Genomic DNA, 15,194 nt, shown 5'->3' with positions numbered 1-15,194 from the left:
GCCGGTTTTCCGTTCGGAATGGCGCCAGAACCGGGAGACAGAGCGGTTCATCATTTCGATGAAACCGCGCCATCCGTCGGCGTGGGCGAAAATGCCTACCGCCTGAGCACCGCGCTCAGCACATCCCGGATGCCGATCGCGCCGACGAAGCGGGAGCCTTCGTCGAACAGTGCCACCGGAGCCGTCTGCGAGCGGTGCATGGCCAGCATCACCGTCTTCAGCGACGTGCCGGGATTGGCCCAGAACACTTGCGCCCCCTCCTCCGGCTGGCGCTCGACATCGGCGCACGACACCCACACCGCCGGCTTGCCGTCGCGTTCGGCCGCCGCCACCAGGCCGTGCTCGTCGATCTTGAAGCGCGTCGTCTTGCGCCGGTCGAGCCAGACCCAGCCGTTCTCGCCGTGTTCGAGGTCGCGCCGGTCGCGCATCACGTTCCACGCCGTCAGCACTGACAGAGGATTCACATTGGCGATGAAGTCGCGGACATAGTCGTTGGCAGGCCTGAGCACGATGTCTTCCGGCGCGCCTGTCTGGACGATGCGCCCGCCTTCCATGATCGTGATGTGGCTGCCGATCTTCAGCGCCTCCTCGAGGTCGTGGCTGACGAAGATGATGGTCTTCTTCAGTTCCGCCTGGAGTTGCAGAAGCTCGTCCTGCAGCTTGGTGCGGATCAGCGGATCGAGCGCCGAGAACGGCTCGTCCATCAACAGGATCGGCGCCTCGGTGGCGAAGGCGCGCGCCAGGCCGACGCGCTGCTGCATGCCGCCCGAAAGCTCATGCGCGTATTTCTTCGACCACTGGTCAAGATGGACGAGCTGAAGCTGCTTCCTGACCCGCTCCTTGCGCTCGGCCTCCGGCACGCCGGCGAGCTCGAGGCCGAAGCCGACATTCTCTTCCACCGTGCGCCAGGGCAGCAGGCCGAATTGCTGAAACACCATCGCCACCTGCTTCTGCCGCAGCCGCCGCAAGGTCGCCTCGTCGCAGGTGACGACGTCGACCGTGCGGTCACCGTCCTTCACCAGCACCTGGCCGCGCGACACCACGTTCAGCCGGTTGACGGCCCTGAGCAGGGTCGACTTGCCGGAACCGGAAAGGCCCATCAGCACCGAGATCTCGCCCTCATGGATCGTCAGGCTGGCGCCCGCGCAGCCCAGCACATTGCCGGTCTTTTCGAGGATCTCGGCGCGGGTGGCGCCCTGGTCGATCATCGCCAGCGAACCCGCCTGATCGGCGCCGAAGACGATATCGACATTCTTGAAATCGACGGCGACGGTCATTTCTTGCCTCCAACGCCAATGCGGGTCATTCGGTCGAGCACGATGGCCAGCACGACGATGCCAAGGCCGGCCTCGAGCCCGAGGTCGATCCGGCGCGAGCCGAGCGCGCGGTTGATTTCAGTGCCGAGGCCGCCGGCACCGATCAGGGCCGCGAACACCACCATCGACAGTGACAGCATGATCGACTGAGTCAGGCCCGCCATTATGGTGGGCAAGGCTGAAGGTAGCTCGACCTTCCAGAGAAGTTGCCTTTTGGTGGCGCCGAACGCCTCACCTGCCTCGACGATCGATTTCGGCACCGAGGTGACGCCGAGATGCGTGAGACGAACCGGGGTCGGAATGACGAAGATGATGGTGACGATGAGGCCGGGGGCGTTGCCAAGCCCGAACAGCGTCAGCACCGGGATCAGGTAGACGAAGGTTGGCAGAGTCTGCATCAGGTCGAGCACCGGCAGCATGAAGCGGTAGACCTTCGGCTTGTGCGCGGCCCAGATGCCGAGCGGAACGCCGATCGCCATCGAGGCGGCGGCGGCCGCAACCACCAACACCAAAGTCTCCACGGTCTGCTTCCACAGGTTCTGGTTGATGATGAAGATAAGGCCGATGAAGACGCCGACGGCGAGCGGGCGCGAGCGCTGCAGGAACCAGGCTATGACGGCAACGACCAGCGCCAGCAGGACCGGCGGCACCACCAATAGGAGGTCCACCGCCCCGTCGAGGATGAAGTTCAGGCCGTTGGAGAAGGCTCTGAAAATGGTGTCGAAATTGTCGGTGAGGAAACCGAAGAAGGCCTTGCCCCACGGACCTATGGGGATCTTGTAGGCGACCAGGAATTTCGAAATCGGATCCATCTTTCCCCTCTCTGGCCTTCGCCATTTTTGGCGGACGGTCGTCTTCTCAGCATATGAAAAAGGGCAGCCTTTTCCAGTGGCTGCCCTTTTCCGGAGATCATGCCGGACTCAAAGCTTGCTTAGCTCCCGAGCGCGGTCTTGACGGCCGCCGTCGCGTCGCCACCGTCGAAAGTGGTCACGCCGGCGATCCAGGGCGCGATCGCGTCCGGATGCTTCTTCAGCCAGTCGGTGGCGACTGTCTGGGCGTCGCCGCCCTTCAGGATCGCATCCATCATCTCGCCTTCCATGTCGAGATTGAACTTCAGGTTGGCGATGAACTTGCCGGCGTTCGGGCATTCGGTGGTGTAGCCCTTGCGCACGTTGGTGTAGACGGTCGCGGCGCCGAAGCCGCTGTCGCCCATGCCGTCGAGATAGGTGATCTTCATGGCGCCCATCACCGGATGCGGCGTCCAGCCGAGGAAGGCGATCCACTCGTTGTTCTTCATCGACTGCTCGGCCTGCGTCAGCATGCCGGCTTCCGACGACTCGACCAGCTCGAACCCCTCGAGATTGTCCTTCGGGTTCTTGATCATGTCGAGGATGATGCGGTTGCCGTCATTGCCGGCCTCGATGCCGTAGATCTTGCCGTCGAATTTGTCCTTGAACTTGCCGAGATCGGTCAGCGTCTTGACGCCGGCGTCCGCGACATAGGTCGGTACGACGATGCCGTAGCCGGCGCCGGTCAGGTTGGTGCTTACCGTCTCGACCGAGCCGTCGGCGGTATAGTCCTTGATGTCATTGGTCATCGACGGCATCCAGTTGCCGAGGAAGACGTCGAGGTCCTTGTTCTTCAGCGACGCATAGGTCACCGGCACCGAAAGCTGGATCGTCTGCGGCTCGTAGCCGAGCGCGGTGAGCAGCACCGAGGCCAGCCCGGTCGTTGCCTGGATGTCGGTCCAGCCGACATCGGACAGACGCACGGCCTTGCAACTCGCCGGATCGCCGGCATAGGCGGCGGTCGTGGATAGAAGCGCCGCCAGGCCGAGGCCGGCGACGAAAGATTTCATACGCGACATTAACTTTCTCCCATTGCAATTCGAGGCGGCGCGAAGTCACGGTTCTTGCGACCGCCTTGTTTCGTCAGCCAAACACCATTTTGATGTGGTTTCAAGCGGCGCCACATCACGAACAACGGCGCGCGCTGGCCATTCAGCGACATGGCGCGCTTTCCGGTGGGCCCGCTTTTTTGGTGGAAGGAGCCGGCGACCCCTCCCCGCGCCGCGGCAATTGAGCTTAAAGACCCGTATGGCCAAGCTCTACTTCAACTACGCAACGATGAATGCCGGCAAGACGACGATGCTCCTGCAGGCGTCCTACAACTATCGCGAACGCGGCATGACGACGATGCTGTTCGTCGCCGGTCATTATCGCAAGGGCGACAGCGGACTGATCTCGTCGCGCATCGGGCTGGACGCGGAGGCCGAGATGTTCCGCGACGGCGATGATCTCTATGCCCGCGTCGCCGAGCATCACGAGCACACCACCGTGCATTGCGTCTTCGTCGACGAGGCGCAGTTCCTCGAGGAGGAGCAGGTCTGGCAGCTCGCCCGCATCGCCGACCGGCTGAACATCCCGGTCATGTGCTACGGCCTGCGCACCGATTTCCAGGGCAAGCTGTTTTCCGGCTCGCGCGCCCTGCTTGCCATAGCCGACGACCTGCGCGAGGTGCGCACCATCTGCCGCTGCGGCCGCAAGGCGACGATGGTCGTGCGCCTCGGTCCCGACGGCAAGGTGGCGAGGCAGGGCGAGCAGGTGGCGATCGGCAAGGACGTCTATGTCTCGCTCTGCCGCCGGCACTGGGAAGAGGAGATGGGCCGGGCCGCGCCCGATGACTTCATCGGCTTTACGGGCAATTGAACAGATAGCCTGCCGACCGTCGGGTAAGCGGCTGCCACCCTTTGCGATCGCGGCGCCCTGGTGGCCTCGCCGCCTATGCGGATGGCGACGCGGCGCTCGGCAGGAAGGTCTTCAACCGCTACATCGCGTGCCACGAGGCGGCGACCGACCGCGACAAGGTCGGCCCGCATCTTATGGGCGTCGTCGGACGCAGGGCCGCTCGGCGAAAAGCTTTGCCGGCCACTATTCGCAAGCCATGAAGGATGCCGGCGCCGCCGGCCTGGTCTGGGACGAGGCCAATCTTGCCAGATATCTGCGGGCGCCACGGCAAAAGGTTCCCGGCAACAGGATGGCCTTCGGCGGCCTGACCAGCGACGGCGACATCGCCAATGTGATCGCCTATCTCAAGGCTGACACGAAGCCCTGACGTGTGCCGTCGGATATCAGGGTGCTGCGGTCTTCTTCGGGAAGAGGTTATCGACAACGAGGCCTACGGTTCCTCCGAGGAAGACTTCGAGCGCCGATATCCATCTCTGCAGACCGTCGGTGTCGGCGGCGATGCTTCCCGGATACGAATAGAGCAGATAGAACACCGCCGCGAGCTGCACAACGGGAAGAAAAATGGCTATCGCCACGAAATTGTAATTGACAGCGGACCCGGCCGACAAATCCGCCTGGGTTTCAATGAAACCGCGCACAACGGAGACAAAATATATAGAAAAAACTGGGCCAAGTATCAGCAAGATACTGATCTTCTGGCTCTGATTGAAAACACTATCCTTGGCAATGAGGATCACTAGGCCTAGAGCCAAATGCCCTAGAACTATGATCCATCCTACAATGCTCTTTACCCTGTTTCTTCCCATCCTGGATCCCCCTTCCTATTGAAAATCTGGAATATTCGCCTCGCCGTTCCACTTTGCTGCAACTGCGTTAGCTATCTTCTCCTGCAGCTTTCCGAGGATATGGAAGTCGCTGAACTTGTCGCTTCCATCGGGGGACAAGTGATATTGGGTCGTGTGGCTGTCCGGCGGCGCGTCGGTTCTGTTGTCCGGCCAACGCGGAAGCCAGCCGTCTTGGATGCCGATCTCGACACGATCGTAAGCGTCGCCTTCACGGCGCAGCTGCTGCGAGAAATCGAAATCCACGGTCGCCTTCAACCAGTATCCGTTATATTCCTTATCGCCGTCCTCAATCTCGAGCGCCGGCCTGTATATGGCGAATGAATAGGAAAGCCCCTTCCTGGCGCTCAGCAAGCCGTCTGCCTCTTTCAGCCCCGGAAAGGTATCCTTCAGCAACGCCGCCAGCTTCTCTTTCAAGACCGTTTGCGTGACATCCTTTGTGATGACACTGTCGAGAGGAAAATCCACGGTTGCGTTGTCCGGCCCGGCCTCGACGCCCTCGCGCCTGACATCCAGAACCCAGCTCTGCTTCTGCAATTCGGCGATCAAGGAATATTCGGAGCCCGAAGGAACAGCCAACAGCAGAACATTTTGCGCCTCGAAAGGGAATGGCAGGTCCGGTACAATCTCGCTGTCGTTCAGCTTGGCCCACTCGGATAAGCGGCCCCATGATTTTGGTTCGACTGCGATGAGAAGATAGCCGGATGACCAGCCGGCATCCGCGCACGCTCCAAATCCGGAAGTCCACGTCCAGTATCGCAAACTCAAGGACCGCCTCAAAGAGATATCGATTTTCTTCCCTTCGTATTCAACATCATGCGCCGACAGGAATTCCGTCGGAATCCCATGTTCAATGCGCTTCTCCCGGGTGAGAGTGATTTTCTTGTATACCTTGTCCTTTCCGTCGCCCTGGAAATCTTTATACAGCCGAAGCTCTCTTGTTTTCGCGTCGGACCCTTTGGCAATGTTTGCCGCCAGACCGAAATCGCCACAATCCCGACGGGAAACATAGTTGTTTGCGGAGGAGACTGATATCGGCACGCCGCCGAAGCTTCCGACATAATCTTCCAGTTCGGCGGATTGGCCTCGGCTGATCCCCGGCGGAAAAAAGAAAAGTCCAAAAACGACCAGGATCGTCGAGCCTATATGAGACACGCATAGGCTCCTTGCCCGATAAACGAACAGCATATTACCCTCCCAAGCCCCGGTTAGCTTATAAAACTCTGAATATACATTCAATGGGGAAGGTCAGGCTGGGTCGCGGTCTCAACAGCTTTGCAATTGCACGGCCTTTGGCAGCAATTGCCGGCCATCGACCTCACATCCGGGCTGACAGAGAGTGGATACCTGTCGCCGCGCCATGCATACGACCACATCGTCTTTCAAGATCGACGGGAATTCTTTGTTTTGACACCCGTTCTTGCGTTGCGTCTTTCAATCCCTTGAGGCCCCACATATATTCGCCGCCACGTGCGACACGAAACCGGATGCCGAAGCGGGAGGCCCCTATGGCGACATTGCAGAATTTCGATGCCGAAATTGCCAAGACCAAGCAGGTCGTTGAGGACATGCGCACCAAGATCGAGCAATCTGGCACCGTGCTCGACACCCTCGCCCAGGCCGACAAGAAGATTGGCGACGCCAATTTCGACATCGAGAACGCTCGCATCGAGGATGTGCTGAAGCAGCAGAAGGTGATGGAAGGCAATATCGCCGACCTGATCATCGGACTGGAGGACGCCACCAATGTGTTCGGCGCCGAATTCGAGAGCATGAAGAATTACACCGGCTGGGAAAACTTCGTCGGCGTGTTCTCGGCGCAGCGCAAGCAGCGCATGCGCACCGACCGCGTGCGCAACATGTCGCTGGCGGGCAATCTGCAGGAGCTGCTGGCGAAATCCGACACCATCGTCGGCATCCTGAAAGCCCAGAAGCAGATCCTCGACCAGCGTTACAAGACCTCCGAAACCAGCCTGTCGCAGGTGATCGAGCGCCGCAAGGCCACAATGTCCAATCTGGAGACGGTGCAGAAGCGCATCGAGGAGCTTAATCCGATGCTGCTCGACATCGAGAACAAGATCGCCGCCTCGACCAGCCAGAAGGAGCGCACCCAGCTCGAGGGCGAGCGTTCGAAGCTGGCGACCGAATACAACGAGAAGCAGGCCAAGGAGCAGGAGCTGCTGGCCGAAAGCCAGACGCTGGAGCGCTACACCTCGATGTTCCAGACGTTCGTGGACTCTCTCAACAACCAGATCGCCGCGCAGTCAACGCTGATCAACAAGCTGACCATCGACACCGAGCAGCGCATCGTCCTCTACAAGGCGCTGGAAGACTCGCTGAAGACCGCCGCCCAGCAGGACGTCGCCCACAAGATCAACACGCTGGGCAGCCAGGTCGACAACACGGCCGAAGAGACGATGGCCGGCATCGGCGCCGCCTCGCAGAAGCACATCGGCGATCTCTTGGAGATGCACGAGAAGAACATGGTGGCCAGCGCCGACATCCAGCGCCGCAAGAAGCTTGCCGACGACGCCTTTGCCCGTCGCTTCGACGAAGTGATGAAGAAGCACAATTCCGCCAACTACGTGCAGTCGTAGGCGGCGTGCGGGCATTCTTCAGGGCAGTGCAATGACACCTGAAAATGAAGCGGCGGCGCGCTACTTCTCCGCCATCACCGCGGCGCTGACCGGGTTGGAAGTGTTCATGCGCGACGACCGCTCGCCGCTCTACCGGCATGGCATCGTCGCCAGGATCGTCGCCGAGTACATCGCCCGGCTGGACAAGTCCTTCGCCTGCTGGCGCAACCGGCTGGGCTTCATGGATACGTTCCGCATTTCGCGCGCCGACAGCGGCTATCCCGTCTTCCAGAACCTGCTCGAGCTGGAGAACGACCGCCGCCAGGCCGATAGCCGCCTGGCCAACATTCCCCAGGCCGGCGAGTTGCGCGAGGAGATGGCCGACTTCATCCTTCGCCATAAGGAATTTCCCGCCGCACTCCAGAAGTCGATGGCCGAGCGGCTCTATCTGGAGGACGTCAAGAGCAAGGCGACCTTCGGTCCCTTCATCCTGGCGCAGACGGCCAAGGTCTCGGTCAATCCGAAGACCATGCGACCTTACTATCTCGTCCACTGGGCCGCGTTCGACGGCAGCGCCAACCTGCCGCTGGTCTACATGGTGACGGTCGAGGACTCTTCCGAGAGCATGGTGCGCCAGCTCGTCGACGACAGTACCGGCAAGCTGAACGAGCGCGTCGACATTCCGCTCCCGGTCGACGGCCTGCTCAACCCCGAGCTTGCTCACCGCTTCGACGATTTCACAGAGAAGAATTCGGCCTACACGCTGTCGCCGGCGACCATCGCGGTCAATCTCGACAAGGATTTCGAGCCGCTGCATCCCAAGCAACTCCGCCGCGTCGTGCTCGGTCCTTTTTACTCGGCCGGCATCACCGAGAACAATTCGACGGTGACCGAGGTGCTGGCCAAGGTGCGCAAGCCGGAGAATGCCTGGCTGCTCACCTGGACCATCCAGGAAGTCTTTTCCAAGTCTGAGAAGCCCGGCCGCAAGGGCCTGTTCTCCAGCGAGAAGGCGACGCAGGAATTCTTCATCAACACCGACGACCTCGAAGCGGCGCGCCAGGGCGTCTCGAGCTACGAGAACCATGCGCTGATCCCGCACGAGGCCTACCAGGCGCTCTATGCCGCCGGCGAGGCGCAGAAGATCTTTTCCGGCTACAAGGTCCACATCCTGTCCAACGGGCAGGTCATCAGCGACGTCTGATTTCAACCGCGGAGCATCCTTCATGGACACCGGGCTGACCACGATCTCGGAAGCGGCAATCGAAAAGCACCGCGCCACCGCGCAGAGCTTCATCACCCGCATCGTCGTGCTGGAGGATCCGTCGCGCGAATCCGGCACCGCCCTTGCCGGCACCAACCGCCGCTTCGTCTCGACCGTCTCGGTCGGCTCGGTGCGCCGCACGCGCGACGTCGAGCTCACGAAGACGGTTCAAGCCATCCATCCCGACGACCAGTTGCTGACCATTCCCCAGCACATGCTTTTGTTCCGCGCCCGCCGCGGCCTGGCGATCGCGCTTGCCATAGCCGATGTCTTCGCCGAGGGGTCCGACCTCGAAAGCCTGCAGGCCAAGAACGCTCGCGCCCCGCTCGAAGGCGACGAGGCTGCGACCTTCAAGAAGCTTTTGTCGGCATCGGCCTATGTTTCCGCCTTCAGCTTCGCCTCCTATCTCTTCCAGCTGATCGACAGCGACGGTGAAGCGCCGAACGACAGTCCGGAACCCGACTTCCTGTTCGACACGCCGCAGGACGCGGTGAAGTCGATCGTGGCCGGCCTCGACAAGGCGATTGCCGGCTCGAAGGACGATGGCGACCTGATGACGCGGGCGCGCGCCTTCGCCCGCGTGGCCATCGACGGGCTCTTGGCGCGAAAAGGCCGCTTCGACGGCATCGGCGCGTTCGAGAACGCGCATATCCGCATCGACGTCGACGACTTCACCCTCGACGGTTTCGACGTCGCGCCCGGCAAGCGTTCCAAGCCGTTGGTGATGACCTTCAAGAAACCGGAAGAGGTCGTCGGCAATCACATCGCCAAGTTCCAGTCGGTCAGGCTGGCCAAGATGCTGATGGCCTATGATTTCGAACGCGAGCTGAACCCCTTCGTCGAGCTCGGCGGCTTCCTGTTCACCTTCATCGGCGACGGCGCCCCCGGCACCGGCAAGACGACGCTGATCCAGATGATCGCCGGCCTCGTCAACGGCTATTGCCAGGTCGCCGGCTATCCTTTCGCCTACGAGAATTTCGGCGTCGACCAGATCTCGTCCTACCAGGGCAAGTCCGGGCAGAACTGCCGCCAGTTCATCAACAACGTGCTCAACCCGCGCGCCATCGGTTTCGGCACCATCGACGACATCGACCAGGTGGCGGCGCGACGCTCCGACGACCGCGCCTCGGCCGGCCAGCAGGAAATCACCGGCGTCCTGATGGACGCTTTTGCCGGAGCCTCCACCGTGGTGCGCGGCAATTGCTCCTTCGGCATGTTCTCCAACTATCCCGAGAACGTCGACGATGCGCTGCGGCAGCGCGCCGGCGCCCGCTGGCTGGTCGACGGGCCGCAGACCCGCGACGACTACATCGACATCTTCGTGCTGCTCGCCGGCAAGAACTACAAGATCCCGCTCGGCGACCACAAGCTCTATGCCGCCCAGGAGATCCAGCGCGCCGTCGCCGAGGCCTATGAGGAGCACGAGAAACCCCAGGAAGACGGGCTGATGAAGGTCTATGAGCGCTATATGAAGGAGAACGGCGCGCCGAAGACCATGGCCGATATCGGCACCTATCTGCACATGATCAAGGACGCCGAGCCGCGCTTCACCGGCCGCGCCATCAAGAACGTCACCGACGCCATCAAGATGCGCGCCATGGACATCGAGCTGCCGGACGACTGGTTTGAGAAGCCTGAAGCCTTCATGCACAAGAGCTACGATGACAAGAAGGCGATGATCGAGGACCTGCGTGGGCCGTTTTCGATGGACATGGTCATGCAGGAGATCAACCGCTACGCCGATTCCGAATTCCGCTATTCCGACAAGTCCGACGACGCCGCGGTGGAGAAGCTCCTGCGCGACGCACGGCTCCGCGAACGCGCGGCGCGCGAGATGGAGGAGTTGAAGAAGAAGGGCCTGTGGGATGCGTAGACCTTCGCCGGCGGCGGGCGCGCAGCCCGCCGCCAAAAAGCCCGACCTCTTGCGCGACAACGAGCTGATCTATGGCCGCCTGCTTGCGGTCGACGAGCCGCATCTCATCCAGCGCTACAACAAGGCGCTTGTCGCCTTCGGCCTTGAGCCCACCAAGCTGAAGAGCTTCCAGATCGACCGCACGGGCTTCTCGCCCGAGGTCGCCGAGGAGTGCGGCGACTACGACTATCTCGATCCCAACGAGGTCAACCGTCGCTTCATCATCCTGACGCCGTCGCAGATCGACCTGCCGGTGGTGCACACCGCCTTCTCCAACACCTCGCAGCTGATGTTCGAGTTCATGTCCAAGAACCAGCGCGCCATCGACGCGCTGACCATCAAGGACGTCATCTACGGCGAGATCGAGGACTCCGTCCCCAAGGTCAACGACATCGAGGACCTGCTGTCGATCAACCAGGTCGAGTTCAAGGTGCTGTCGGCCGAGGATGTGCTGGGCAAGGCGGCCGAGCTCGGCAAGCTGGTCGACCGGCTGAAGCAGGAGCCCGACGCCTGGCGCGACGACGCCATGCTCGAGCGCATGGTCGATCTCGCCAAGATCTGCGGCGACATCCGCGAGAACGCGCTGGTGCCCGACCAGGTGATCTTCCGCCACAACGCCTACTGGACCAGCCATTTCGGCGGGCTCTACGTCTTCGTCGACCCCGACATGACGACGGTGATCTCCGATCCGGCAGCGCCTGGCTTCCGCCGCTCACGGCCCTGGCAGGTGAGCTATCTGTCGATCAACGACGCCGACAAGGTGTTCCGCTTCCTGGCGGGAACCGGCCGCCTCGACCTGCCGCGCGCCTCCTGGATCGAGGCTTCGGGTTATCTCGAGCATCGCGCCGAGATGGTGGTGCGGGCGCTGATCCGCGACGCCGAGCCCAACCGCAACCTGACGAACGTCGACAAGGTCTGGCTGCAGACATGGATCCACGGCCATGCCGACCTGATCGCCAGCGACGGCAACTTCCCCTTCCTCAACGCCGCAAAGCGCGAGATCGCCCAGTTCGGCCACCTGAAGCTGGAAGATGTGCCGCCGCGCCAGCGCTTCCTGGTGGTGCGCGCCAAGCCCGACCATCCCGATGCCTGGCTCACCAACCAGCTGATCTCGGATTTCGTGCCGCAGGACTTCGTCTCGCGCTACGTCTTCAACAAACCGGGATTCTATAAGGACTTCGACGGCTTCAGCGACGCCTGGCGATCGCATGTTGTGGACGTTCTGAAAACCACATATTTGAAAGACAAGGCGGTGTTCCGCGCGCGCCTTTACGGCTTGACTGACTGAGGGGTGAAGAAAGCCATGCTTGATCCGATCGTGAACTTCTTCACCCGGATTTTCCAATGGATCGGCCGCGGCATCGGTTTCGTCGTCGGCATTGTTCTCTGGCCATTCATGTGGGTCGGCAGCTGGTACGGCCAGCGCGGCTGGATCCTGAAGGCGGTGGTCGGGCTTGCCCTTCTGGTGCTGATCGGCCTCTACGCCAATTTCTTCTACGCCACCCAGTGGTGGAACAATTTCGACCCCAACTATCCGGACAAATACACCTTCGAGAAGCGCAACATTTCGGCCGGCGAGCAGGTCTCGGCCGGCGCCGGCACCGACACCGCAAAGACCTGCGGCAACTCGGCGATCGCCCAGGTGGCGGCCGATCTGACGGACTTCAACGTCAACCAGAACGCCTGGGTCTCCTCGATGATCCTCTACAAGCTCGGCTTGTTCGGCATCGACTGGGACCACACGCCGTGGATGGACAACAAGGCTTCCTTCCAGCGCGGCATCAACCAGGCGGTACGCCGCACCGCGACCGAGCTTGCCGACAATCTCGGCCGCGTGCGCACGACCTCGCAGATCGACAGCGACCTGCAGGACGCGCGCGGCAATCTGCAATTCGATGAATACACCTGGTATTTCGGCCTGAACCCGTTCGGTCCGAAGACGCCGACGCCGAGCTATTATCGCGACGCGGTGCGCAAGCTGCGCTCCTTCAATGCTCGCCTCGCCACCTGCCAGGCCACATTCGATGCCCGCGCCGACAATCTGAAGCAGTATATCGACCGCATCGCCAGCGACATCGGCTCGACCTCCGCCATCCTCAAGGAGCGCGCCGAGAACCACAATGACGGCTGGTTCGACTTCCGCGCCGACGACCGCTTCTGGTTCGCGTACGGCCAGCTTTATGGCTATTACGGCCTGATGAAGGGCGCCCAGGCCGATTTCGAGGACGTGATCAAGGAAAAGCACCTGCAGAATCTGTGGGACACGATGGATGCGCAATTCGTCTCGGCGCTGCGCATCCAGCCCTTCATCATCGCCAACGGCCGTGAGGACGGCTGGCTCCTGCCGACGCATCTGACGACCATGGGCTTCTATATCCTGCGCGTGCGCTCCAACATGGTCGAAATCAGCAACGTGCTCAGCCAGTAATGCTGCCGCCAGCGCCGGGCGCTGGCGGATTTGCGCCGTCGCCTCTGTCGCATTCGGTGCATTGCGCGGCTGTTTTGGGACGGCGGAGCGACACTCGCTCTGGCTTCTATACGGCGCAACGACCGGGCGCCGAAGACGCTGGAAAGGTCGGCCGGGAACAGCAATGTCTTTCTTCGCAGGAAACAATGTTGCATGAAAATTGACGCGGCGGCATCGATAGGGTTAGAACATGCCCTCGCCTCCGCGCGACATTTCGAACATGCACCAATGATCGAACCCCTACCCTCCACCGCCCAATCCAGAGGAAAGCCGTCATGGCCGAAGTGAAGTCCGACATCGAGATCGCGCGCGCAGCCAAGAAGAAACCGATCCAGGAGATCGGCGCCAAGATCGGCATCCCGAACGAGCACCTTTTGCCCTACGGCCACGACAAGGCGAAGGTCTCGGCCGAATTCATCAAGTCGGTGAAGGGCAACAAGGACGGCAAGCTGATCCTCGTCACCGCCATCAACCCGACGCCGGCCGGCGAAGGCAAGACGACCACCACCGTCGGCCTCGGCGACGGTCTGAACCGCATCGGCAAGAAGGCGATCGTGTGCATCCGCGAAGCCTCGCTCGGCCCGAACTTCGGCATGAAGGGCGGCGCCGCCGGCGGCGGCCTGGCCCAGGTGGTGCCGATGGACGACATGAACCTCCATTTCACCGGCGACTTCCACGCCATCACCACGGCCCACAACCTGCTTTCGGCGCTGATCGACAACCACATCTACTGGGGCAACGAGCTCGGCATCGACATCCGCCGCGTCGCCTGGCGCCGCGTCATGGACATGAACGACCGGGCGCTGCGCGACATCCTCTGCTCGCTGGGCGGCGTCGCCAACGGTTTTCCGCGCGAGGCCGGCTTCGACATCACCGTCGCCTCGGAAGTGATGGCGATCCTGTGCCTCGCCACCGACCTCAAGGATCTCGAGAAGCGGCTCGGCGACATCATCGTCGCCTACCGCCGTGACAAGTCGCCGGTCTATGCCCGCGACCTCAAGGCCGACGGCGCCATGGCGGTGCTGTTGAAGGACGCCATCCAGCCCAACCTGGTGCAGACGCTGGAGAACAACCCGGCCTTCGTGCATGGCGGCCCGTTCGCCAACATCGCGCATGGCTGCAACTCGGTCGTCGCCACCACGACGGCGCTCAAGCTTGCCGACTACGTCGTCACCGAAGCCGGCTTCGGCGCCGACCTCGGCGCCGAGAAATTCTTCGACATCAAGTGCCGCAAGGCCGGTTTGAAGCCGGCGGCCGCCGTCATCGTCGCCACCGTGCGCGCCATGAAGATGAATGGCGGCGTCAAGAAGGAAGACCTCGGCAAGGAGAACATCGAAGCGGTCAAGAAGGGCTGCCTCAACCTCGGCCGCCACATCGAGAACGTGAAGCAGTTCGGCGTGCCGGCGGTGGTGGCGATCAACCACTTCACCACCGACACCGAGACCGAAATCCAGGCGATGAAGGACTTCGTCAAGGCGCAGGGCGCCGAGGCGATCCTGTGCAAGCACTGGGCGCAAGGCTCGGCCGGCATCGAGGACCTCGCCAGGAAGGTCGTCGAGATCGCCGAATCCGGCGCCTCGCAGTTCTCGCCGCTCTACCCGGACGAGATGCCGCTGTTCGAGAAGGTCAACACCATCGTCAAGCGCATCTATCGCGGCGACGAGGCGATTGCCGACAAATCGATCCGCGACCAGTTGCATGCCTGGGAGCAGGCCGGCTACGGCAACCTGCCGGTCTGCATGGCCAAGACCCAGTACTCGTTTTCGACCGACCCGAACCTGCGCGGCGCGCCGACCGGGCATACCGTACCGGTGCGCGAGGTCAGGCTTTCGGCCGGCGCCGGCTTCGTCGTCATCATCTGCGGCGAGATCATGACCATGCCCGGCCTGCCCAAGGCGCCCTCCTCGGAAAAGATCTTCCTCAACGAGCAGGGTCAGATCGAAGGCCTGTTCTGAGATCCAGTGCTTTTTGCCCCGCAGGTGTCCCTGCCTGCGGATTTGAAGCAAGGATTGGCAGCCGCGCTGCCGATCCTTTCGGTTCACCAACCCTAAGAGCAGTTCGGCGTTTCCGTGA

The 15,194-nt window shown here is 61.9% G+C and carries 13 protein-coding genes and 1 pseudogene; 8 read left to right on the top strand and 6 right to left on the bottom strand.

What is annotated here, in order from left to right; translation table 11 throughout:
• Positions 1 to 95: 95 nt before the first annotated feature.
• From choV to EJ067_RS34735, 4 genes are all read right to left on the bottom strand, one after another.
• Positions 96 to 1,277: a choline ABC transporter ATP-binding protein gene (gene choV, locus EJ067_RS25730; protein WP_126087993.1), complete on the bottom strand. Its 1,182-nt coding sequence runs from the start codon at positions 1,275 to 1,277 to the stop codon at positions 96 to 98.
• A complete protein-coding gene (gene choW / locus EJ067_RS25725; protein ID WP_126087992.1) occupies positions 1,274 to 2,128 on the bottom strand; it encodes a choline ABC transporter permease subunit in 855 nt (284 codons plus the stop codon). The genes choV and choW overlap by 4 nt, the downstream gene beginning before the upstream one ends.
• Before the next feature lie 119 nt (positions 2,129 to 2,247).
• On the bottom strand, positions 2,248 to 3,183 hold the full coding sequence (locus EJ067_RS25720; RefSeq protein ID WP_126087991.1) for a choline ABC transporter substrate-binding protein: 936 nt from the start codon (positions 3,181 to 3,183) through the stop codon (positions 2,248 to 2,250).
• A complete protein-coding gene (locus tag EJ067_RS34735; RefSeq protein WP_189510100.1) occupies positions 3,183 to 3,326 on the bottom strand; it encodes a hypothetical protein in 144 nt (47 codons plus the stop codon). Before EJ067_RS34735 ends, EJ067_RS25720 begins: the two co-directional genes overlap by 1 nt.
• 86 nt (positions 3,327 to 3,412) lie before the next feature.
• Between EJ067_RS34735 and EJ067_RS25715 the strand changes: the two genes are divergently transcribed.
• Complete coding sequence (locus EJ067_RS25715; RefSeq protein WP_126087990.1) at positions 3,413 to 4,024, top strand: thymidine kinase; 612 nt, start codon at positions 3,413 to 3,415, stop codon at positions 4,022 to 4,024.
• 41 nt (positions 4,025 to 4,065) lie between these two features.
• Positions 4,066 to 4,430: pseudogene (locus tag EJ067_RS25710) on the top strand (cytochrome c family protein).
• A 16-nt stretch (positions 4,431 to 4,446) separates the two neighbouring features.
• Here EJ067_RS25710 and EJ067_RS25705 read toward each other — a convergent pair.
• Both EJ067_RS25705 and EJ067_RS25700 read right to left on the bottom strand, forming a co-directional pair.
• Positions 4,447 to 4,746 carry a hypothetical protein gene (locus tag EJ067_RS25705; RefSeq protein WP_126087989.1) on the bottom strand — a complete coding sequence of 100 codons (300 nt, stop codon included), beginning with the start codon at positions 4,744 to 4,746 and terminating at the stop codon, positions 4,447 to 4,449.
• A gap of 138 nt (positions 4,747 to 4,884) precedes the next feature.
• Positions 4,885 to 6,093: a hypothetical protein gene (locus EJ067_RS25700; protein ID WP_126087988.1), complete on the bottom strand. Its 1,209-nt coding sequence runs from the start codon at positions 6,091 to 6,093 to the stop codon at positions 4,885 to 4,887.
• Between the two features lie 320 nt (positions 6,094 to 6,413).
• On the opposite strand from EJ067_RS25700, the gene EJ067_RS25695 reads away from it, so the two are divergent.
• From EJ067_RS25695 to EJ067_RS25670, 6 genes are all read left to right on the top strand, one after another.
• Positions 6,414 to 7,502, top strand: a complete 1,089-nt coding sequence (locus tag EJ067_RS25695) for a hypothetical protein (RefSeq protein WP_126087987.1) — start codon at positions 6,414 to 6,416, stop codon at positions 7,500 to 7,502.
• Between the two features lie 31 nt (positions 7,503 to 7,533).
• Positions 7,534 to 8,682 carry a hypothetical protein gene (locus tag EJ067_RS25690; protein WP_126087986.1) on the top strand — a complete coding sequence of 383 codons (1,149 nt, stop codon included), beginning with the start codon at positions 7,534 to 7,536 and terminating at the stop codon, positions 8,680 to 8,682.
• A 22-nt stretch (positions 8,683 to 8,704) separates the two neighbouring features.
• Complete coding sequence (locus tag EJ067_RS25685) at positions 8,705 to 10,615, top strand: AAA family ATPase (protein ID WP_126087985.1); 1,911 nt, start codon at positions 8,705 to 8,707, stop codon at positions 10,613 to 10,615.
• A complete protein-coding gene (locus EJ067_RS25680) occupies positions 10,608 to 11,942 on the top strand; it encodes a DUF6638 family protein (RefSeq protein WP_126087984.1) in 1,335 nt (444 codons plus the stop codon). The genes EJ067_RS25685 and EJ067_RS25680 overlap by 8 nt, the downstream gene beginning before the upstream one ends.
• Before the next feature lie 15 nt (positions 11,943 to 11,957).
• Positions 11,958 to 13,082 (top strand): DUF2333 family protein, encoded by a 1,125-nt coding sequence (locus EJ067_RS25675; RefSeq protein WP_126087983.1) that lies wholly within the window; start codon positions 11,958 to 11,960, stop codon positions 13,080 to 13,082.
• A gap of 314 nt (positions 13,083 to 13,396) precedes the next feature.
• Complete coding sequence (locus EJ067_RS25670) at positions 13,397 to 15,076, top strand: formate--tetrahydrofolate ligase (RefSeq protein WP_126087982.1); 1,680 nt, start codon at positions 13,397 to 13,399, stop codon at positions 15,074 to 15,076.
• Positions 15,077 to 15,194: the final 118 nt, after the last annotated feature.

The sequence above is a fragment of the Mesorhizobium sp. M1D.F.Ca.ET.043.01.1.1 genome, assembly GCF_003952385.1.
In the GTDB taxonomy this organism is placed as follows: domain Bacteria; phylum Pseudomonadota; class Alphaproteobacteria; order Rhizobiales; family Rhizobiaceae; genus Mesorhizobium.
Note: the sequence above shows the minus strand (reverse complement) of the source record. Positions and strands in the feature narration are given on the sequence as shown.